The organism is Blautia obeum ATCC 29174 (genome assembly GCF_025147765.1).
GTDB classification, from domain to species: domain Bacteria; phylum Bacillota; class Clostridia; order Lachnospirales; family Lachnospiraceae; genus Blautia_A; species Blautia_A obeum.
Window position 1 is genome coordinate 875,001 of the sequence record NZ_CP102265.1, and the last position, 18,986, is coordinate 893,986.

Here is an 18,986-nt window from a genome sequence, read left to right on the forward strand (position 1 = left end):
TGAGCGCTGTCTCGACAATGCATCCGGTGAAATTGAAGTACCAGTGAAGATGCTGGTTACCTGCGCCAGGACGGAAAGACCCCATGGAGCTTTACTCCAGTTTGGTACTGGGATCCGGTACTGCATGTACAGGATAGGTGGGAGGCTGAGAATCGGTAACGCCAGTTGCCGAGGAGCCGCTGTTGGGATACCACCCTTGCAGTATTGGGTTTCTAACCAGCCGCCGTGACCCGGCGGTGGGACAATGCCAGACGGGGAGTTTGACTGGGGCGGTCGCCTCCGAAAGGGTATCGGAGGCGCCCAAAGGTTCCCTCAGGATGGACGGAAACCATCCAAAGAGTGCAAAGGCAGAAGGGAGCTTGACTGCGACACCGACGGGTGGAGCAGGTACGAAAGTAGGGCTTAGTGATCCGGTGGTATTAAGTGGGAATGCCATCGCTCAACGGATAAAAGCTACCCTGGGGATAACAGGCTTATCACTCCCAAGAGTTCACATCGACGGAGTGGTTTGGCACCTCGATGTCGGCTCATCGCATCCTGGGGCTGTAGTAGGTCCCAAGGGTTGGGCTGTTCGCCCATTAAAGCGGTACGCGAGCTGGGTTCAGAACGTCGTGAGACAGTTCGGTCCCTATCCGGCGTGGGCGTAGGATATCTGAGAGGAGCTGTCCTTAGTACGAGAGGACCGGGATGGACGGGCCGCTGGTGCACCGGTTAGACTGCCAAGTCTATAGCCGGGTAGCCAAGCCCGGAAGGGATAAACGCTGAAGGCATCTAAGCGTGAAGCCCCCCTCAAGATGAGATATCCCATCCGAAAGGAGTAAACCCCCTTGAAGACGACGAGGTTGATAGGGCAGAGGTGGAAGTGTGGTAACACATGGAGCTGACTGCTACTAATAGGGTGAGGGCTTGACCAAGAAAGCATGGTCGGAATTGATTCGGTTGGTTGTCAACATGTATGTAGTTTTGAAGGTGTGATACACTTTCTAATAATCCTCCTTAGCTCAGTCGGTAGAGCATGCGGCTGTTAACCGCAGTGTCGTTGGTTCGAGTCCAACAGGGGGAGTTTTTTATACCTGGCTCCATGGTCAAGCGGTTAAGACACCGCCCTTTCACGGCGGTAACAGGGGTTCAAATCCCCTTGGAGTCACTTCCTTTAAGGAAACAATTAAATTTGGTGCCATAGCCAAGTGGTAAGGCAAAGGTCTGCAACACCTCTATCCCCGGTTCAAATCCGGGTGGCACCTCTACTAAAATCCAGGAATTTATCCTGGATTTTTTATTTATTCTTATAATCCTTATAAATCCTAAGTGATAACGTTTTCATAAAATAGACAAAAAATGCAGAAAACTGTAAGATTCCGGTCAAAAGACCGCTGAATCCTGCAGCTTTTTTTATTTAAATGACATCGTTTTCAGAACTTAAGATTCCTTTCTTGTAACAAATCGTCCATCCAATGAAGATATTCTTAAAGAATATGCAGATGTTTTTGACTTGAATGTTAATCTTGTGACCATTGACGACTTTGGCGGATGGGACAAGGCACAGGAAACTCACTTTGCAGATGGTGGTGTATTCGATCAGATTTATGAAGAGTAAAGAAGAATCCTGTCGGTATAAAATACTCCCCTGAAGACAGCAAGATCGCTACACCAGGGGAGCTTCATCTAATAACAATAGATTAATTTATGTATTTGAAATGTGAAACAAATTTATCCTTCATATACAATTTTTCCATTGCAGATCGTATAATGGATTTTTCCATATAATTCATATCCTTTAAATGGGCTGTTGGAGGCTTTTGATGCGAAGTCTGTGACAGTCCATTTTTCATCAGGATCAAAGATAACAAAATCGGCTGGCGCATGGACCTGAATCACCCCTCCTGGAAGCTTATAAAGAAAGGCTGGATTGCAGGTCATTTTCTCGAGAAGTTCCATCAGAGAGAGGTATCCCTCTTTTACAAGTGAAGTAATTCCAAGTCCAAGTGAGGTTTCCAGTCCGGTGATACCGCTGGGCGCTTCGGTCAGCGGTTTTGCCTTTTCTTCTTCGCTGTGCGGAGCATGATCAGTGGCAATAAGATCAATTGTGCCGTCTTTAAGGCCATGAATGATCTCCTGGCGGTCTTTTTCTGTACGGAGAGGTGGATTCATTTTTGCAAGAGTGCCGTGTTCCAGGAGTGCACCTTCAGTTAATGTAAAGTGATGAGGGGTTGCTTCAGCGTGGATGTCAGCACCGAGTTTTTTGGCAGTGCGGACAAGTTCTACAGAATTTCCAGAACTAATATGCTGAATTACAACAGTAGCACCACTTCGAAGGGCAAGCATACAGTCCCGTGCAACCATCACTTCTTCTGCAATGGCAGGTGAACCGATAACACCGAGTTGGGCAGAAGTTTCACCGGCGTTAATACCGTTATTGGTAATAAATGCTTTGTCTTCTTCATGGAGGCTGATCGGCATATGAAGTGCAGCTGCTTTTTGCATGGCTTCATAGCAGAAGGTGGCGTTAAGGAGCGGAATTCCATCATCGGTAAATCCACAGGCACCAGCATCGGCAAGAGCATCGAAATCCGTCATTTTTTCACCGTTTAAACCATAGGAAACGGAAGCGGTCTGATAAATATGTATATTTTCCACTTTGGCACGATTCAGGATATCGCTAAGGGTATCTACAGAGTCTACTGTTGGTTTGGTGTTCGCCATACAGATGACGGAGGTAAATCCACCCTTTGCAGCGGCAAGAGAACCGGTATGAATATCTTCTTTATAAGTAAGTCCGGGATCTCGGAAATGAACATGAGTGTCGATGAGTCCCGGAGCAATTGTAAGGCCGGACAGATCAAGGATTTCTTCACCAGTTTCAGATGTAAGATCTTTGGCAATTTTCGTGATGATTCCGTTTTCGATACGAATATCCATAAACTCGTTTGTCTTAGTTGTCGGATCAATAAGATGTCCGTTTTTTAAAAGCATAAGCTTAACCTCCTGACAGAAAAATGAATGAAAGCAGAAAGTTACAATCTGTTTTCATATTGACTTAATACGAGTATAGAAGAAACCGGAGAGCTTTGTCAAGTCGGCAAAACCCTCCGGTTTGGGAACCTTGGTTATGAAATACTATTTATTGGAGATTCATTTAAAGGTCGATCATATCAAGATGTTGTTCTTTGATATTGTGTTTTTTGGCATAGCCAGTAAGAATCAGTGTCAGAGCACCATCGCCGGTTACATTGCAGGCTGTTCCGAAGCTGTCCTGAAGAGCAAAGATGGTAAGCATCAGAGCAGTTCCAGTTTCATTGAATCCAAGGACACCGGTGATGATACCAAGAGAGGCCATAACAGTACCACCGGGAACACCAGGGGCTCCCAAAGCAAAGATTCCGAGAAGCAGACAGAACAGAACCATAGTTCCCGGAGCTGGAATGGAGCCATACAACATTTTGGAGATTGTCATACAGAAGAATACTTCTGTCAGAACTGATCCGCAGAGGTGGATATTTGCAAAAAGAGGAATGCCAAACTGCACCATATCTTTACGAAGCGGTTTGGCTTTGCCGGCACACTGTAATGCAACTGCCAGAGTTGCGGCTGAGGACATGGTTCCAACAGCAGTCAGGTAAGCAGGACCATAGTTACGTACAACTTCCCATGGATTTTCATGAGAATAAATACCTGCAAGAACATACAGAAGTGTCATCCAGATAAAATGTCCGATTAGTACGATTACAATAACTTTGAGAAAAACAGGAAGCTGTTTGGTGATAGAACCTTCGTAAGCCAGTCCGCAGAAAGTCAGTCCGATAAAGAAAGGAAGTACCGGAATGATGATCTTGGACACAATAGAAAGTACGATCTTCTGGAATTCATCAAGAAGACCTGTAATAAGTTTTGCCTGGTTCCAGGTAGCTGCAAGTCCTACCATGATGGAGAAAACAAGTGCACTCATTACAGACATGATCTGCGGAATAGAGAGCTCAAATACAACTTCCGGAAGTTCCTTCAGTCCGTCTACGTTTGTAACGATAGAAAGGTGTGGAATCAGTGTATAGCCGGCAGCAACAGAGAACAGAGCTGCACCGATGGAAGAAACATAGGCGATAACAAGAGCCACACCAAGCATACGGGAGGCACTGTTACCGAGTTTAGTGATGGAAGGTGCGATAAATCCAATGATGATCAGTGGTACACAGAAGTTGATCAGCTGACCAAGGATGTATTTCAGAGTTACAACAACATTCAGGATTCCCATAGTAATGGAATAGGAGTCGGTGCTGCTTAAAATAAGACCTGCAATAATACCAACGATAACGCTTACTAGAAGTTTAAATGGAAGGCTTGTAAAAAAACTGGTTTTTTTCATTTTATAAATCCCCCTGTAAAAGTTTATAAGTTACGTTTTATTCCGTTATAGTAACGGCTATGTTTATGTTTCAGCATCCCTGATTGATATCTGCCCGGTCAATCATGACATTGAGAATTTCAGTATCGGTAGAACGCATACCGACACGTCCGATATAACCCATACTTTTGATTGTTTCTTCAATATCATCCTTGATGATACCCTCACCAGGAAGAAAGCTCTTGTTCTGTATACTGAGCTGAAAAGCCATCAGAGCAGCGTCAACAGAAGAAGCAATCTTGGCTGCGCAGGAGGGTTTTGCTCCATCGCAGACGATGCCACCTACATTTCCGAGTGTATTGATAATAGTCAGAGATACTTGCTGATAAGTACCTCCATACATGTATGTGATACCGGCGCCGGCACCACATGCAGCGCTGACTGCACCACAGTATGCGGAAAGACTTCCTATATAATATTTCTGATGAATGGCAATCAGATTGCTGACGACGAGAGAACGACAGAGCTTTTCATGTGATACTTCCCATTCATCGGCAAATACGATGACCGGGAGAGAAACAGTCATTCCCTGGTTACCACTTCCAGAGTTGATAACAACTGGCATGGAGCAGCCTCCCATACGTGCATCACTTCCGGCTGCAGCCCGGGCACAAGCTCTTGTGGTGACACTTTTGCCCCATACATGCATTAGAGTTTTACCAATCTGTGCACCATAGTTGTTATCCAGCCCTTCCTGAGCAATTGCAGAGTTCAGTTTAATCTGACGGTCAATGATCGGCTGTACGTCTTCTATTCTGACCTGATCAGCAAAATCTAGGATGTCCTTGACTGTAAGTTTAGATTTGTCTATGACAGTTTTGCATTCTGCCTGATATGGATTATCCAGAATAACTTCACCGTCTTTTTCAATCCTGGTAATGTTGGTGTGCTGGTGCTCAATCGTAACAGAGGCGAAATGATCACCTTTGATTACTTTGGCAGTGATGTAGAGGTTGTCTACCCCTTCGACCAGAGAGCAGGAACAGACATGCTGTTTGACCAGTTCTCGGGTTCTGGCAATGTCATCTTCTGTGATTTCGCTTAAGACTTCAAGAGCCTTGTCAGCATTTCCACCAACGATGCCGAGGATTGCCGCTACATCGATTCCTTTCAGACCGCCGGAGTTTGGAACAGTGACACCTTTGACATTCTTAATAATGTTACCACTGAGACTCATATTTACAGAGTCAGGAAATTCTCCGAGGACCTGATGTGCTTTTGCTGCTGCGTATGCAATCGCAATCGGTTCTGTACATCCAAGAGCAGGGACAAGTTCCTGTTTTAGGATGTTCAGATAGTTTGCATATAATGCAGAGTTCATTTTTAATGTGCTCCTTTCCTGAGATAACGCAAATGCGTTTGTGCAATCAGTATATCTTGTTTTGGAAAAGAAAACAATAAATTATGCAAAATAACAAGAAATAAAACTGATTAAATAAGTATGTATTTTGAGGAAACATGATATTTATAAAAAATAATTTATTCGACAAAAAAGTTCTTTACATTTAAAATTTTCTATGATAGAATAATCAACTGTGTGATATATTTTTCATATCCTTGCTCTCTGATATACAGGCAGAGGGCCATGAAGACCATAAGGAGGTAAGAAAGCATGAACAAGTACGAATTAGCATTAGTTGTGAGCGCAAAAGTTGAAGACGAAGTTCGTGATGCAGTAGTAGAGAAAGCTAAAAGCTACATCGCTCGTTACAACGGAAACGTCACAGAAGTAGAAGAATGGGGTAAGAAGAAATTAGCTTACGAAATTCAGAAAATGCATGAAGGCTTCTACTATTTCATTCAGTTTGAAGCAGACGCACAGTGTCCGGCAGAAGTAGAAAGACATGTACGTATCATGGACAACGTATTAAGATACTTAGTCGTTCGTAAAGACGCATAATCTTTTTACAGATGGATTTTAGAAAGCACCATTAAGAAACCCGTTCACTCACTATGAAGAAAGAGGTATTTTAATGAACAAAGTAATTTTAATGGGACGCTTAACAAGAGATCCTGAGGTGAGATATTCCGCAGGAGAAAATGCACTGGCAATTGCTAGATACACATTAGCGGTAGATAGAAGATTTCGTCGTGACGGAGAAGCAACTGCAGATTTTATCAGCTGTGTTGTGTTCGGACGTGGCGCGGAATTTGCAGAGAAGTACTTCCATCAGGGAATCAGAATTGTAGTAAGTGGTCGTATTCAGACCGGAAGCTACACAAACAGAGATGGCCAGAAAGTATATACTACAGAAGTTGTAGTTGAGGAACAGGAATTTGCCGAGAGTAAAGCTTCCAGTGACAGCTATGCAGCATCACATCCTCAGCAGAATGCAGCACCGGCTCCGTCTATGCCGAGTCCGGGGGCAGCAAGCGCAGACGGCTTTATGAATATTCCGGATGGAATCGACGAAGAACTTCCATTTAACTAAACTGAAAGAAATAAGAACAGGAGGAAACCATCATGGCTTACAATAGAGGCGAAAGACCGGACTCTCCAATGAAGAGAAGAGGCGGACGCAGAAGAAAAAAAGTTTGTGTATTCTGCGGTAAAGAAAATAATGAAATCGATTACAAGGATGTAGCAAAACTCAGAAAATATGTTTCTGAAAGAGGTAAAATCCTTCCAAGAAGAATCACAGGAAACTGTGCAAAACATCAGAGAGCTCTGACTGTTGCTGTTAAGAGAGCACGTCATCTTTCCATGATGCCATATGTTCAGGACTAATCTGATCGATATAGCTTATTGAAGTTTGGGAGCTGTGTCCGGATTGCAGAATATGCTTTCCGGACGTAGCTCTTTTTTTAGTTTGTGGGAAATATCTGGCATAATTCATGGATATCTGGTATAATAAAAGGCAGCGTTTAAATAACTAAGAAAAAGAATGGTAAAGAGTGTTATGAGTGGAAAATTAAAATTAAAAGGCCATCTGAAGCATTTAGCCCGCTGGCCACTGTATTTGTCCGTTCTGCTGATTGTATTGAACATTCTGGTATATGTGATTAACATCAAAGCAGGTGTGGTTGTCACGATGGGAAACGTCCTTTATCTTGTGGCAGCGATTACACTTCTGTTTTATCACAGACCATTGATGTTTAATGATCTGATTGCTTTTGCCAGCCAGTATGAGTTTCTGGAAAAGAAAGTACTCGAAGAACTGGCACTTCCATATGCAGTGATGGATATGCAGGGGAGAATGATCTGGTCAAACAGAATGTTTTCTCAGCTGACGGGAAAAGATCCGTTTTACAGAAAGAATGTCAGTACGATCTTTCCGGATATTACAGCGAACAAACTTCCGGGACATGATGGAAAAGATATCACAGAAGTCAGTACCCAGTTTGGGGACCGCATTTATCGTATCTCTATGCAGAAAGTTTTTCTGGGAGAGTCTGTTGCACCGTCCAAACTGCTGATGGATATTCCGAAAACAACGAGTCTTATTGCAATGTATCTGTACGATGAGACTGAGTTAAAGGAATATATCCAGGCGAATGAAGACAATAAACTTGTTGTTGCTCTTGCATATCTGGATAATTATGAAGAAGCACTGGAAAGTGTAGAAGATGTCAGAAGATCGCTTCTGATTGCTCTGATCGACCGTAAGATCACGAAATATTTTTCCAATTATGATGGCCTGGTTCGAAAACTGGAAAAAGATAAATATTTTCTGATCATGAGGCAGAGTTCGCTGGAAACGTTGAAGGAGCAGAAATTCCATATCCTTGATGAAGTAAAAACTGTTAATATCGGTAACGAAATGACAGTGACTTTAAGTATTGGTATCGGTCTGAATGCTGCAACTTATCTTCAGAACTATGAGTATTCACGTATTGCCATTGAAATGGCACTTGGACGTGGAGGAGATCAGGTTGTTATCAAAAACGGTGACAGCATTACTTATTATGGTGGCAAGGCCCAGCAGATGGAAAAGACTACCCGTGTCAAAGCCCGTGTCAAAGCACAGGCGCTGAAAGAGTTCATGAGCACTAAAGAACGTGTTGTTGTTATGGGGCATAAGATCACAGATGTTGATGCTCTGGGCGCGGCTATTGGTATTTATCGTGCAGGTAAGACACTTGGCAAACCGGTACACATTGTTGTAAATGACCCATCTACATCCATACGTCCGCTTATGGCTGGATATATAAATAATCCGGACTATGAACCATCTATGTTCATTGACCGGAACCAGGCAATGGAACTGGTAGATGACAATACGGTAGTGGTTGTTGTTGATACAAATAAGCCAAGCTATACAGAGTGCGAAGAACTTTTGTACATGACAAAGACAATCGTGGTTCTCGACCATCACCGAAGAGGCAACGAAGTGATCCAGAACGCGGTATTATCCTATGTAGAACCATATGCATCTTCAACATGTGAAATGGTAGCTGAGATCCTGCAGTATTTCTCGGATGATCTTAGACTTCGTAATATTGAGGCAGATTGCATTTATGCCGGTATTATGATAGATACAAACAACTTCATTACACGGGCCGGTGTGCGTACATTTGAGGCCGCCGCATTCCTGCGTCGTTCCGGTGCGGATATGACCAGAGTGCGTAAGATGCTTCGTGATAATATTGATTCTTATAAGGCAAGAGCGGAAGCTGTTCGAACAGCAGAAATCTACAGAGGATGCTTTGCTATTGCAAAATGTCCGAGTGAGGGACTGGAAAGTCCGACAGTTGTCGGTGCACAGGCGGCAAATGAACTTTTGAATATTGCCGGTGTAAAAGCATCATTTGTACTGACCACATATAATAAAGAAGTTTATGTCAGTGCCCGTGCAATCGATGAAGTTAATGTACAGGTAATGATGGAAAAACTTGGCGGTGGCGGACATATTAATATTGCCGGCGCACAGGTAAAACGTCCGATTGACGAAGTACAGGATATGCTGAAAGAAATTATAGATGAGTTGTATCAGGAGGAAAAAGGCAAGAAATGAAAGTAATTTTATTAGAAGACGTAAAGGCACTTGGTAAAAAAGGCACCATTGTAAATGTAAGTGACGGATATGCAAGAAATATGATTCTTCCGAAAAAACTGGGAGTAGAGGCTACTCCGAAGAATCTGAATGACCTGAAACTTCAGAAAGCCAATGCAGAAAAAGTTGCACAGGAAAATCTTGAGTCAGCACAGGCATTTGCAAAAGATCTTGAAACAAAAGAAATCATTCTGACACTGAAAGTAGGAGAAGGCGGAAGAACTTTCGGATCTGTATCTTCCAAAGAAATTTCAGAAGCAGCCAAAGTTCAGCTTGGGCTGGATATTGATAAAAAGAAACTTCAACTGCCAAGTCCGATCAGAAATCTCGGTGTGACACAGGTTCCGGTGAAATTGCATCCTAAAGTAACCGGAAGTCTGAAAGTATGGATCAAAGAAGCATAAGTAAGGAGAATCTGCTATGGAAGAAGCGCTGATAAAAAGAATACCGCCTCACAGTATTGAGGCAGAGCAGTCTGTCATCGGCGCCATGCTCCTTGACAGAGATGCGATTCTGATTGCATCGGAAATCCTGACAAGTGATGACTTTTATCAGAATCAGTATGGCATTATTTTTGATGCAATGGTAGAGCTTTGTAATGAAGGGAAGCCGGTTGATCTGATCACTCTGCAGAATCGACTGAAAGAAAAAGATCTTCCTCCGGATATCAGCAGTATGGAATATGTACGAGAGCTTATTGAGGCAGTTCCTACTTCTGCCAATGTGAAGTATTATGCCAACATTGTAAGTGAAAAAGCACTTTTGCGTCGCCTCATCAAAGCGACAGAAGATGTTGCAAATACCTGTTATCTGGAAAAAGAAAGTACAGAGATGATTCTTGAAGAGTCGGAAAAGAAACTGTTTAATATTCTGCAGAGAAGTATTGGCGGGGATTATGTACCGATTCAGCAGGTTGTGTTGAATGCAATCAACAACATTGAGAAGGCATCCAAACTGAAAGGCAGTGTAACCGGTATTCCGACAGGATTTATCGATCTGGATTACAAGACGTCAGGTATGCATCCGTCAGATCTGGTTTTGATCGCAGCACGTCCTTCTATGGGTAAAACTGCATTTGTTCTGAACATTGCACAGTATATGGCATTTCGTAAAGATGTTACGGTTGCGATATTCAGTCTGGAAATGTCAAAGGAACAGCTTGTAAACCGACTTCTGGCGATGGAGTCGCATGTCGATTCACAGAATATGCGTACCGGCAATCTGAAAGATGAGGACTGGACAAAGCTGGTGGAAGGAGCGGATATCATTGGACGTTCCAACCTGATCATTGATGATACACCGGGAATCAGTATTGCGGAAATGCGATCCAAATGTCGAAAATATAAACTGGAACATAATCTTGGAATCATTATGATCGACTATCTTCAGTTGATGAGTGGCAGTGGCAAAAGTGATTCACGTCAGCAGGAAATTTCTGATATCTCTCGTTCGCTTAAGGCACTTGCCAGGGAACTGAGTGTACCGGTCATTGCACTGTCGCAGCTTAGTCGTGCGGTTGAACAGAGACCGGATCACAGACCGATGCTTTCGGATCTTCGAGAGTCTGGTGCGATTGAGCAGGATGCCGATGTCGTTATGTTTTTGTATCGCGATGATTATTATCACAAAGATACAGAGAAGAAAGATATTGCAGAAGTAATCATTGCCAAACAAAGAAATGGTCCAATCGGAACGATTGAACTGGTATGGCTGCCAAGATATACACAGTTTGTAAACATGAAGAAATAATAAAAAAGCAGAAAGCAGGTATCTACCGAAGAATAAACATAGTTCTGAGGTGGATGCCTGCTTTTTTGTCGAACGTTTTTTGTTGAATTCGTAAGGGTTACTTTTTATAATAAAATGTAATGAAGTTCATAAGGAGGTGCATGATGGAGACACGATATACAGTCAGACAGGCGGTGGAAATGACTGGAGTCAAGTCATATGTCCTGCGATACTGGGAAGAGGAACTGGAACTACAGATTCACAGAAACGAATTGGGACACCGTTATTACACCGGATATGATATTCAACTTTTTTTGAATATTAAAGAACTGAAGAAAAGAGGATTGCAGCTTCGGGCAATCAAGAACCTGATCCCTCAGATAACAGCATCTATGACCGGATTTGGAGAAAGTGCATCAACACTTCTGGAAGGAGAAGTCATAGATCATGCTGAAGTAAAAACAGACAGGGATTTAAAAGAAAAAATATCCAAAAAAGACGAGGGGAAAAATGATAAGATCTTAGAATTTCAGGCGATTCTTGAAAGACTGATCACGCAGGAACTGAAGGCACAGAATGAAGATGAAGAAAGATGCAGATCGCTTGATTATGCGATACGCAGACAGCAGCTTGCACGAAAAGAGGCAGCAGCTGCTGCTGAGAAAAAATCTGGACGAAGGCGCCGGGATAAGTAACGGAATATAAAAAAGCTGCAGCAGACGCTGCAGCTTTTTGGTTGATATGAATGAAATTATTCAGCTGGGTGAATAGCTTCTGTAGGACAGGCATCAGCGCATGTTCCACAGTCAAGGCAAGCATCAGCATCGATTTCGAAATGCTCTGCACCTTCAGAAATTGCTTCAGCTGGACATTCAGCTGCGCATGTTCCACAGCTTACACATTCGTCAGAAATTACATATGCCATTATAGTATCCTCCTTTATTCTCGTTAGTACCCTTACAGGTTCTATATCGTTATTCTAATATATATCTTTATGGATTACAAGTATAAAATTGTGAACAAGCAAAAAAATTGATATTTTTGGTTGACCGCTTCTAACTTTTATATTATAATAAATCGTAGTCGGGAATTTTAAGAATTCCATATTAAAGGAGGCAATTTACAATGGCAAAAGTTACAAAAGACATGCTGATTGGCCAGTTAATTACTTTAGATCCTAATATTGCACCAATTCTCATGAGAGCTGGTATGCACTGCCTTGGATGCCCGTCTTCACAGATGGAATCTCTGGAAGAAGCAGCTATGGTTCATGGAATGGACGCAGATGTTCTGGTTCAGCAGATCAATGATTTCCTTGGTGAATAAGCACGGATTTACCGCATAAAAAAGACTGGCTTTCGGGCCAGTCTTTTTTGCATTTTATAAGTCATGGTGTTTATCAAAGCTGTGTAAGTTGCTGAAGGGCACTGGAAGAAATCAGTTCTCCATGTTCCTTCAGATGAGCTTCACCGGCTGCGGAAAATGCTCTGCCAGATCCATATTCAGAAAGAATATTGCAAACTTTGTTGAATTCTTCTGGTGAGTATTCAGACTGATGAAGGACAAGCTGGTAACGACCGTCTGAAGAATCTTTATAAAGAGTATTTTTGCCTGTGAAAAATCCATTCAGACCGTGTGCAGCAGCGATGACATCATCCAAATGATAGAAGCTGAACAACCGGATCAGATCAACTGTCGGTGTTTCAGAAGAGGCAGCAGATTTCTCAGAAGTTTCTTTCTGATTGGCCTGCTTGCGAGTAGTACCTTTCATTTTTGCCTCACATATTTTCTGGAAGATATCAATAATGTTGTCTGCTCCGTCAAGTTGAAGTGGTTCTGCCTGAGCATTATCCTTATATGGTGAAAATTTGGAAAAACGAGTATCCAGTTCTTCCGGATCTTCTACTTTAGTAACGATGAGGATGACACTGTCCAAATTGACCGGGATTGCTTCGATCATGAGAGGAATATTATCAGCCTCAAAACCGAACTGTATCTGTGCCTGCTGCATCATATCGCGGAAAAGTTTTTTTGCCTTTTCGGAACCATAAGCCAGCTCTTTGAGATTAACCTGATGGCTTTCGAGATCTTCTCGGGTTAATGTACAGCGGATTTGATTTTCATTGATTTTTTCTATTTTCATTATGATCACATCCTATTCTTATGCACCTGTCTCTGCTATATTATATGAAAATATCAGAACGACAGGCTATATAGTCCATGACTTATTAATATGACATATTATATACCACAATCATAGAAAATGTAAAGAAATAGAACCTGTCTATTTATAAAATATTTAGAAATTAATTGGGAATTTTTAGATAAAGTGCTAAAAAGGCTTGCATAAACAAAGGAACTCTGTATAATGAGGAATAAGAAAAAATATTCGTCATATAGCTGAAGAACAGATTAGAGGCAAAACTTACACAATACATTTTCCTTCCATATCATTGCCGGTAATACAACATATCATACAGCGTTCTTGCTGGGGCAGTGTGGAAATCCCACCATAAGATTAAATTCAATTATACGGAGGATTATTTTTTCTTGAACCTATCAGGTGTTTTCTAAAATCAATTTCAGGAAAGGAGGGCCGAAAAAAATAAAATATGTCACACAGTAAATGCAGTAAAAAGTCATTGAAACCTTTGAAGGATGAATTAAAAGATTATCGGAAACAAGGTGTCAGGCTTTTTCTGAATGGAAATCCCAGTACACCGAAATGTATTGCGAAAGCCTGTATGATCGCAGAAGACGGTGGTTACATGAGGGATTATACTGCAGATGAAGAAGGCAGGATTGCAAAAGTGAACTTTGAACATATCAGGGAACTTCCCAAAAACAGAAGATGATAAATACCTGCTTTTATATACATAAGATGATTGCAGCGATTTTCCGGTACAAGTGCAGTTTCCCCTCTCGTACTTAACCAGACCGGAAAATCCTGCACAAAATTAAAAAATCTGAGGTAATGATTCTGTACAGGAAATATTTGAAAATTTATAATTAGTTAAGACATTATATAGTAAAGCATGTTATAATAAAAAAGTATATGTAATAATCAGGTTACTGAGAATAGCATAAAAAGTGTTACGATACGTAAGAAAAAAAGAAGCGCAACACAGAATGGTTACAGATCTTATCTGAAATTAAAGGGAGAAACAGATGAAGCATCAGGCAAAAAAACAAACGAGAAATCAACACATGCCTGTCGTAATTGTCTGCATATTGATTTTAGTGCTGGCAGTTATGGGGCTGGGAATGCATTTTATTAAGAAATATATTCCTACAAAAGAAAGAATGAATCTTACAGAATATTATGGACAGCCCGGAGATGGGGAAATGGCAGTTGTTCTGGGAACTGAAATCATGGAAGAACGCGCATTGATGTCAGGAGATCAGATATATCTTCCACTTGATATGGTAAATACATATCTGAATCAGAGATATTACTGGGATAGTGCTGACCAGCAAGTACTTTATGCGACACCTTCTGAATTGCAGTATTATCCGGCAGCAGAGAGCGGAGAAGGCGATGTATGGCTGAAGGATGGAACAGTTTATCTGCGTCTTGGTTTCGTGCAGAAATTTACAGACCTGGATGCCTATGTATATGAAAATCCGAACAGAGTTGCAATCCAGTACAGATTTACCGGAGTGCAGACAACGACAGCTAAAAAAGATACAAGTATCCGTTATCAGGGTGGAATCAAGTCTCCGATCCTGACAGATGTGAAGACGGGGGATACATTAATCTTTCTGGAAGAACTGGAAGACTGGGCCCAGGTTGCTACAATGGATGGCTATATAGGATATGTTCAGAAGGATATGATAGCATCTGCTGAGACAAAAGATTTTGAGAGATCATTTGAGAAAGAGGAATATACCTATCTTACTATGGATGGAAAAGTAAATATGAGCTGGCATCAGGTGACAAGTCAGGATGCAAATGCATATCTGGCGGACACGATCGCAAATGTCAGCGGTGTAAATGTAATTTCTCCTACATGGTATTATATTCAGGACACAGCAGGAAATATAGGAAATATTGCGTCGGCGGACTATGTGGCACTTGCACATGAACGCGGATTAAAGGTTTGGGGACTGATTGATAATTTTACGGCAGAAGTGAGTACAACGGATACACTTTCACAGTTGTCATCCAGACAAAATATGATTCAGCAGCTGATTCAGTCAGCAACTACCGTTGGGCTAGATGGTATAAATGTGGATTTCGAGACACTCAGTGAAGATGCGGGACCTCATTTCCTGGAATTTTTAAGAGAACTTTCTATTGAATGTCATAAGAATAATCTTGTTCTTTCAGTAGATAATCCGGTTCCGGAAGATTTTACCAGCCATTATGACCGCAGAGAACAAGGACTGGTGGTAGATTATATTGTTATTATGGGGTATGATGAACATTATGTAGGGTCAGATGCCGGATCTGTGGCCTCTCTTCCATGGGTGGAGCAGGGCGTGCAGGATACGATTGCAGAAGCGCCGGCAGAAAGAACAGTTCTTGCAATTCCGTTTTATACAAGACTTTGGAAAACAACTGGTGGGGCTCTGACCAGTGAGGCGATTGGAATGGATGAAGCACAGAATGTCCTTACTGAAAATGGCGTTGAAGCTGTATGGGACGGAAGTGTCAGTCAGAATTATGCAACATTTGAAAAAGATAATTCAACGTATCAGATTTGGCTGGAAGATGCACAATCGATTGCGGAGAAAGTGAAACTGATTCCGAAATATAATCTTGCGGGCGTTGCACAGTGGAAGCTGGGATTTGAAAACAGCAGTATCTGGCAGACGATCAGCGATAATTTACAGTAATAAAAAGCTCTGTTGTATCAGTGATTGATACGACAGAGCTTTTGACGTTGCGTAAATAAAAAAAGTTCCATAAATGGAAGGAGGCCGGTACTTTCGTACCGGCGCGTATGAAAAAGAAAAATATTTTATAGAAGGCATGCACCTTCTATGCATATTAATATACCTAATAAATGTGAAAAAAATATGGTATAAATTTGAAAAAATTGTGAACTAGAATTTCTTCCAGGTTCCTTTAAAGAAAAGAAGCATCAGAGGAAAAATTTCCAATCGTCCGGCAAGCATGTCAAAAATTAACACACATTTGGAAAGATAGGAAAAGGAACTGAAGTTCCCCATCGGGCCTACAATTTCCAGACCAGGACCGATATTATTCAATGTTGCGGTGACTGCTGTAAAGTTTGTAATAAGATCAAAATTATCCAGAGAGATAATAAGGACAGAAGCTGCTAAGATCAGGAGATATACACTCAGATAAATGTTTGTAGATCTGATGATATCATGTCCAATCGTTTTTTCATCCATTTTGATTTTTTTGACTGCATTCGGGTGCAGATATAACTGGAATTCTTTTTTGGCTGCTTTACATAGAATCAAAATTCGGGAAACTTTGATTCCGCCACCGGTACTTCCGGCGCATGCACCGACAAACATCAGAAGTACGAGAATCGTTTTGGACAAAGAGGGCCACTGGCTGAAATCTGTGCTGGAAAAACCGGTTGTTGTAATGATAGAACCAACCTGAAAGGCTGCCTGTTGAAATGCTTCACCCAGATTGCGGAACAGATGAGCTGTATTTAATCCGATCACAAGGATTGCAGCGAGAATGATTCCAAAATAATAACGTACTTCTTCAAATTTAAATGCCTGCACAAACTTTTTCGTAAGAAGAAGATAATATGCAGAAAAGTTGACTCCAAAAAGAATCATAAAAATCGTTGTGACAACCTGACAGTAGGTGCTGTAGCTTCCCATACTGTCATTGACGATACCAAATCCACCAGTACCGGCTGTACCAAAAGAAATACACAGGGTATCGAACAGAGGAATTCTGCCAATCAGAAGAAGAATAATCTGGAACAGTGTCATTCCAATATAAATCGTGTAAAGAATTTTGGCGGTCTGCTGAACTTTTGGAACCAGTTTGCCGACGGAAGGACCAGGGCTTTCGGCTTTCATCAGATTCATATGATACCCGCCGGCAAGTGGCAGCAGTGAGAGCAAGAATACAAGAACCCCCATGCCACCGATCCAGTGTGTGAAACTTCTCCATATCAGAATACAATGAGGGAGAACTTCCACATCTGTCAGGATACTGGATCCGGTTGTTGTGAACCCAGATACTGTCTCAAAAAAAGCATCGATTGGATGTGGGATAGCACCGCTGAGGACAAAAGGTACTGCACCGGAAATACAAAGTGCAAACCAGCTCAAAGCTACTGCAACACATCCGTCTTTGGTATAAAAAACTTTGTTCTTAGGTTTTCGGATAGTCAGTGGAAGACCTACGATCAGGCAGACAATCATGGAAATCAGAAAAGCGAAAAATTCATGTTCCTGATAAATGAGAGCCGTGATACATGGAAGAACCATGAACATTGCCTGAAAATTACACACCCATCCAACGATATAAGCAATAATTCGAAAATTCATCTGTATACATCCCTTCTTATGCCAGAATATCGCGGATATCGCGAAGTCCCTTATGGGTTGTGACAATGATCACGTTGTCGCCAATCTGAATGGAATCCTGTCCTCTTGGAATTCTGACAGTCCCCTCACGTGTAAGGCAGCAAACAAGAAGATTGTTTTTCAGATTCAGTTTGGAAAGTGGAATTCCCACAACAGGAGAATTATCACGAATGATAAATTCAAGCGCTTCCGCCTGATTGTCAAGCACATGATAAAGGGTTTCTACGTTACTTCCGATAGTATTCTGCATGGCACGTACATACCGGAGAATAGAATCAGAGGTAATATATTTCGGGTAGATCACACTTCCAATATCCAACTCATCGATAACGTCTTTGTAAGGAAGACGGTTTACTTTGGCAATCAGTTTGGCCTGTGTCATATTTTTTGCAGACAGTGACAGGAAAATGTTTTCCTCGTCCATGTTTGTGAGTGTGACAAAGGATTCTACTGTGGAAAGACCTTCTTCCATGAGAAGTGCGCGGTCTGTACCATCACCGCAGATAATTGTGGCATTTGGAAGCATCTCGCTGAGTTCTTCACAGCGCTCTTTGTTCTTGTCAATGATCTTAACACTGATCTTCAGATCAGAAAGGGCTTTGGCAAGATAATAGGAAATTGTGCCGCCGCCAATGATCAGAGTATTTTTGACTTGATGTGTCTTCAGCCCAATCTTTTTAAAGAAAAGAGCTGTATTTTTGGGTGTTGCGATAATAGAGATAAAATCGCCATTGTGAACCAGATGATCACCGCCCGGGATGCTTAAGGTCGTTTTACTTTCAATGGCACAAAACAGAACATCACAGCGATATTTGTCTGTAATCTGGGAAACTGACATTCCATCCAGTTCAAATTCCGGGAGAACTTTAAACTTGAGAAGTTCTACACGTCCTTTTGAAAATGGATCGATTTTGATGGCTGCCGGAAAACGCAGAAGTCTTGAGATTTCTCTGGCAGTGGCCAGTTCCGGATTGATGATCATGGAAAGACCAAGGCGTTCCTGAATAAAACCAATCTCTTTACTGTAAATTGGATTGCGTACACGGGCAATGGTCTGACAATGTCCGGTTTTCTGTGCAATCAGACAGCAGAGCAGGTTTAATTCATCAGAAGCGGTGACTGCAATCATGATATCAGCAGTTTTGACGCCGGCTTCCATAAGTGTATTGATGCTGGCTCCATTTCCAACAATCCCCATGGCATCAATATCTTCGGTGAGATTGTTGATAACGTCTGCATCTGTATCGATCAGAGTAAGATCAGTATCTTCTTCCTGTAATTGCTCTGCAAGGGTGCTTCCAACTTTGCCGCATCCGACAATTATAATATGCATGCTT

General features: G+C 41.9%; 17 protein-coding genes, 3 tRNA genes and 1 rRNA gene (1 of these 21 only partly in view). 14 read left to right on the forward strand and 7 right to left on the reverse strand.

Features of this window, described 5'->3' with window-relative positions; genetic code table 11:
• The 4 genes from NQ503_RS04100 to NQ503_RS04115 all read left to right on the forward strand — a co-directional run.
• A 23S ribosomal RNA gene (locus NQ503_RS04100) occupies nucleotides 1-914 on the forward strand (it extends 1,970 nt beyond the left edge of the window).
• Between the two features lie 76 nt (nucleotides 915-990).
• A tRNA-Asn gene (locus NQ503_RS04105) sits at nucleotides 991-1,063 on the forward strand.
• Between the two features lie 12 nt (nucleotides 1,064-1,075).
• Nucleotides 1,076-1,147: transfer RNA gene (locus tag NQ503_RS04110), tRNA-Glu, on the forward strand.
• 26 nt (nucleotides 1,148-1,173) lie between these two features.
• Nucleotides 1,174-1,244: transfer RNA gene (locus tag NQ503_RS04115), tRNA-Cys, on the forward strand.
• 466 nt (nucleotides 1,245-1,710) lie between these two features.
• Here NQ503_RS04115 and NQ503_RS04125 read toward each other — a convergent pair.
• The 3 genes from NQ503_RS04125 to NQ503_RS04135 form a co-directional block, all read right to left on the reverse strand.
• Complete coding sequence (locus NQ503_RS04125; RefSeq protein WP_259893422.1) at nucleotides 1,711-2,973, reverse strand: dihydroorotase; 1,263 nt, start codon at nucleotides 2,971-2,973, stop codon at nucleotides 1,711-1,713.
• A gap of 163 nt (nucleotides 2,974-3,136) precedes the next feature.
• Nucleotides 3,137-4,360 (reverse strand): dicarboxylate/amino acid:cation symporter, encoded by a 1,224-nt coding sequence (locus NQ503_RS04130; RefSeq protein ID WP_005427222.1) that lies wholly within the window; start codon nucleotides 4,358-4,360, stop codon nucleotides 3,137-3,139.
• Between the two features lie 70 nt (nucleotides 4,361-4,430).
• Nucleotides 4,431-5,720 (reverse strand): L-cysteine desulfidase family protein, encoded by a 1,290-nt coding sequence (locus NQ503_RS04135; RefSeq protein ID WP_005427221.1) that lies wholly within the window; start codon nucleotides 5,718-5,720, stop codon nucleotides 4,431-4,433.
• 291 nt (nucleotides 5,721-6,011) lie between these two features.
• On the opposite strand from NQ503_RS04135, the gene rpsF reads away from it, so the two are divergent.
• The 7 genes from rpsF (at nucleotide 6,012) to NQ503_RS04170 (ending at nucleotide 11,816) form a co-directional block, all read left to right on the forward strand.
• The gene (gene rpsF / locus NQ503_RS04140) at nucleotides 6,012-6,299 is read left to right on the forward strand and encodes a 30S ribosomal protein S6 (RefSeq protein ID WP_005427220.1); all 288 of its coding nucleotides are present in this window, start codon (nucleotides 6,012-6,014) and stop codon (nucleotides 6,297-6,299) included.
• Between the two features lie 73 nt (nucleotides 6,300-6,372).
• Nucleotides 6,373-6,831 (forward strand): single-stranded DNA-binding protein, encoded by a 459-nt coding sequence (locus NQ503_RS04145; protein ID WP_005427219.1) that lies wholly within the window; start codon nucleotides 6,373-6,375, stop codon nucleotides 6,829-6,831.
• Between the two features lie 32 nt (nucleotides 6,832-6,863).
• Nucleotides 6,864-7,127 (forward strand): 30S ribosomal protein S18, encoded by a 264-nt coding sequence (rpsR, locus tag NQ503_RS04150; RefSeq protein ID WP_005427218.1) that lies wholly within the window; start codon nucleotides 6,864-6,866, stop codon nucleotides 7,125-7,127.
• Between the two features lie 172 nt (nucleotides 7,128-7,299).
• The gene (locus tag NQ503_RS04155) at nucleotides 7,300-9,354 is read left to right on the forward strand and encodes a DHH family phosphoesterase (protein ID WP_044926066.1); all 2,055 of its coding nucleotides are present in this window, start codon (nucleotides 7,300-7,302) and stop codon (nucleotides 9,352-9,354) included.
• On the forward strand, nucleotides 9,351-9,797 hold the full coding sequence (gene rplI / locus NQ503_RS04160) for a 50S ribosomal protein L9 (protein ID WP_005427216.1): 447 nt from the start codon (nucleotides 9,351-9,353) through the stop codon (nucleotides 9,795-9,797). Before NQ503_RS04155 ends, rplI begins: the two co-directional genes overlap by 4 nt.
• 16 nt (nucleotides 9,798-9,813) lie before the next feature.
• Nucleotides 9,814-11,142, forward strand: a complete 1,329-nt coding sequence (dnaB, locus tag NQ503_RS04165; protein ID WP_005427215.1) for a replicative DNA helicase — start codon at nucleotides 9,814-9,816, stop codon at nucleotides 11,140-11,142.
• A 143-nt stretch (nucleotides 11,143-11,285) separates the two neighbouring features.
• The gene (locus tag NQ503_RS04170) at nucleotides 11,286-11,816 is read left to right on the forward strand and encodes a MerR family transcriptional regulator (protein ID WP_044925985.1); all 531 of its coding nucleotides are present in this window, start codon (nucleotides 11,286-11,288) and stop codon (nucleotides 11,814-11,816) included.
• 56 nt (nucleotides 11,817-11,872) lie between these two features.
• On the opposite strand, the gene NQ503_RS04175 is transcribed toward NQ503_RS04170, so the two are convergent.
• On the reverse strand, nucleotides 11,873-12,046 hold the full coding sequence (locus NQ503_RS04175) for a DUF362 domain-containing protein (RefSeq protein WP_005427212.1): 174 nt from the start codon (nucleotides 12,044-12,046) through the stop codon (nucleotides 11,873-11,875).
• A gap of 200 nt (nucleotides 12,047-12,246) precedes the next feature.
• Here NQ503_RS04175 and NQ503_RS04180 point away from each other — a divergent pair, with 200 nt between their 5' ends.
• Complete coding sequence (locus tag NQ503_RS04180) at nucleotides 12,247-12,447, forward strand: DUF1858 domain-containing protein (protein ID WP_005427210.1); 201 nt, start codon at nucleotides 12,247-12,249, stop codon at nucleotides 12,445-12,447.
• A 73-nt stretch (nucleotides 12,448-12,520) separates the two neighbouring features.
• On the opposite strand, the gene NQ503_RS04185 is transcribed toward NQ503_RS04180, so the two are convergent.
• Complete coding sequence (locus NQ503_RS04185) at nucleotides 12,521-13,264, reverse strand: adaptor protein MecA (protein ID WP_005427208.1); 744 nt, start codon at nucleotides 13,262-13,264, stop codon at nucleotides 12,521-12,523.
• 499 nt (nucleotides 13,265-13,763) lie between these two features.
• On the opposite strand from NQ503_RS04185, the gene NQ503_RS04190 reads away from it, so the two are divergent.
• On the forward strand, nucleotides 13,764-13,976 hold the full coding sequence (locus NQ503_RS04190; RefSeq protein WP_227190354.1) for a hypothetical protein: 213 nt from the start codon (nucleotides 13,764-13,766) through the stop codon (nucleotides 13,974-13,976).
• Nucleotides 13,977-14,289: 313 nt separating this feature from the next.
• Nucleotides 14,290-15,960 (forward strand): glycosyl hydrolase family 18 protein, encoded by a 1,671-nt coding sequence (locus NQ503_RS04195; RefSeq protein ID WP_005427201.1) that lies wholly within the window; start codon nucleotides 14,290-14,292, stop codon nucleotides 15,958-15,960.
• A 210-nt stretch (nucleotides 15,961-16,170) separates the two neighbouring features.
• On the opposite strand, the gene NQ503_RS04200 is transcribed toward NQ503_RS04195, so the two are convergent.
• Together NQ503_RS04200 and trkA are read right to left on the reverse strand one after the other, a co-directional pair.
• Nucleotides 16,171-17,610 carry a TrkH family potassium uptake protein gene (locus tag NQ503_RS04200; protein WP_005427198.1) on the reverse strand — a complete coding sequence of 480 codons (1,440 nt, stop codon included), beginning with the start codon at nucleotides 17,608-17,610 and terminating at the stop codon, nucleotides 16,171-16,173.
• A gap of 16 nt (nucleotides 17,611-17,626) precedes the next feature.
• Nucleotides 17,627-18,982 carry a Trk system potassium transporter TrkA gene (gene trkA / locus NQ503_RS04205; protein WP_005427197.1) on the reverse strand — a complete coding sequence of 452 codons (1,356 nt, stop codon included), beginning with the start codon at nucleotides 18,980-18,982 and terminating at the stop codon, nucleotides 17,627-17,629.
• Between the last annotated feature and the right edge of the window lie 4 nt (nucleotides 18,983-18,986).

Bases quoted from the DNA above. Each gene is read 5' to 3' on its own strand.
- NQ503_RS04125 (WP_259893422.1), bottom strand. From the start codon at position 2,973: ATGCTTTTAAAAAACGGACATCTTATTGATCCGACAACTAAGACAAAC.
- NQ503_RS04130 (WP_005427222.1), bottom strand. From the start codon at position 4,360: ATGAAAAAAACCAGTTTTTTTACAAGCCTTCCATTTAAACTTCTAGTA.
- NQ503_RS04135 (WP_005427221.1), bottom strand. From the start codon at position 5,720: ATGAACTCTGCATTATATGCAAACTATCTGAACATCCTAAAACAGGAA.
- rpsF (WP_005427220.1), top strand. From the start codon at position 6,012: ATGAACAAGTACGAATTAGCATTAGTTGTGAGCGCAAAAGTTGAAGAC.
- NQ503_RS04145 (WP_005427219.1), top strand. From the start codon at position 6,373: ATGAACAAAGTAATTTTAATGGGACGCTTAACAAGAGATCCTGAGGTG.
- rpsR (WP_005427218.1), top strand. From the start codon at position 6,864: ATGGCTTACAATAGAGGCGAAAGACCGGACTCTCCAATGAAGAGAAGA.
- NQ503_RS04155 (WP_044926066.1), top strand. From the start codon at position 7,300: ATGAGTGGAAAATTAAAATTAAAAGGCCATCTGAAGCATTTAGCCCGC.
- rplI (WP_005427216.1), top strand. From the start codon at position 9,351: ATGAAAGTAATTTTATTAGAAGACGTAAAGGCACTTGGTAAAAAAGGC.
- dnaB (WP_005427215.1), top strand. From the start codon at position 9,814: ATGGAAGAAGCGCTGATAAAAAGAATACCGCCTCACAGTATTGAGGCA.
- NQ503_RS04170 (WP_044925985.1), top strand. From the start codon at position 11,286: ATGGAGACACGATATACAGTCAGACAGGCGGTGGAAATGACTGGAGTC.
- NQ503_RS04175 (WP_005427212.1), bottom strand. From the start codon at position 12,046: ATGGCATATGTAATTTCTGACGAATGTGTAAGCTGTGGAACATGCGCA.
- NQ503_RS04180 (WP_005427210.1), top strand. From the start codon at position 12,247: ATGGCAAAAGTTACAAAAGACATGCTGATTGGCCAGTTAATTACTTTA.
- NQ503_RS04185 (WP_005427208.1), bottom strand. From the start codon at position 13,264: ATGAAAATAGAAAAAATCAATGAAAATCAAATCCGCTGTACATTAACC.
- NQ503_RS04195 (WP_005427201.1), top strand. From the start codon at position 14,290: ATGAAGCATCAGGCAAAAAAACAAACGAGAAATCAACACATGCCTGTC.
- NQ503_RS04200 (WP_005427198.1), bottom strand. From the start codon at position 17,610: ATGAATTTTCGAATTATTGCTTATATCGTTGGATGGGTGTGTAATTTT.
- trkA (WP_005427197.1), bottom strand. From the start codon at position 18,982: ATGCATATTATAATTGTCGGATGCGGCAAAGTTGGAAGCACCCTTGCA.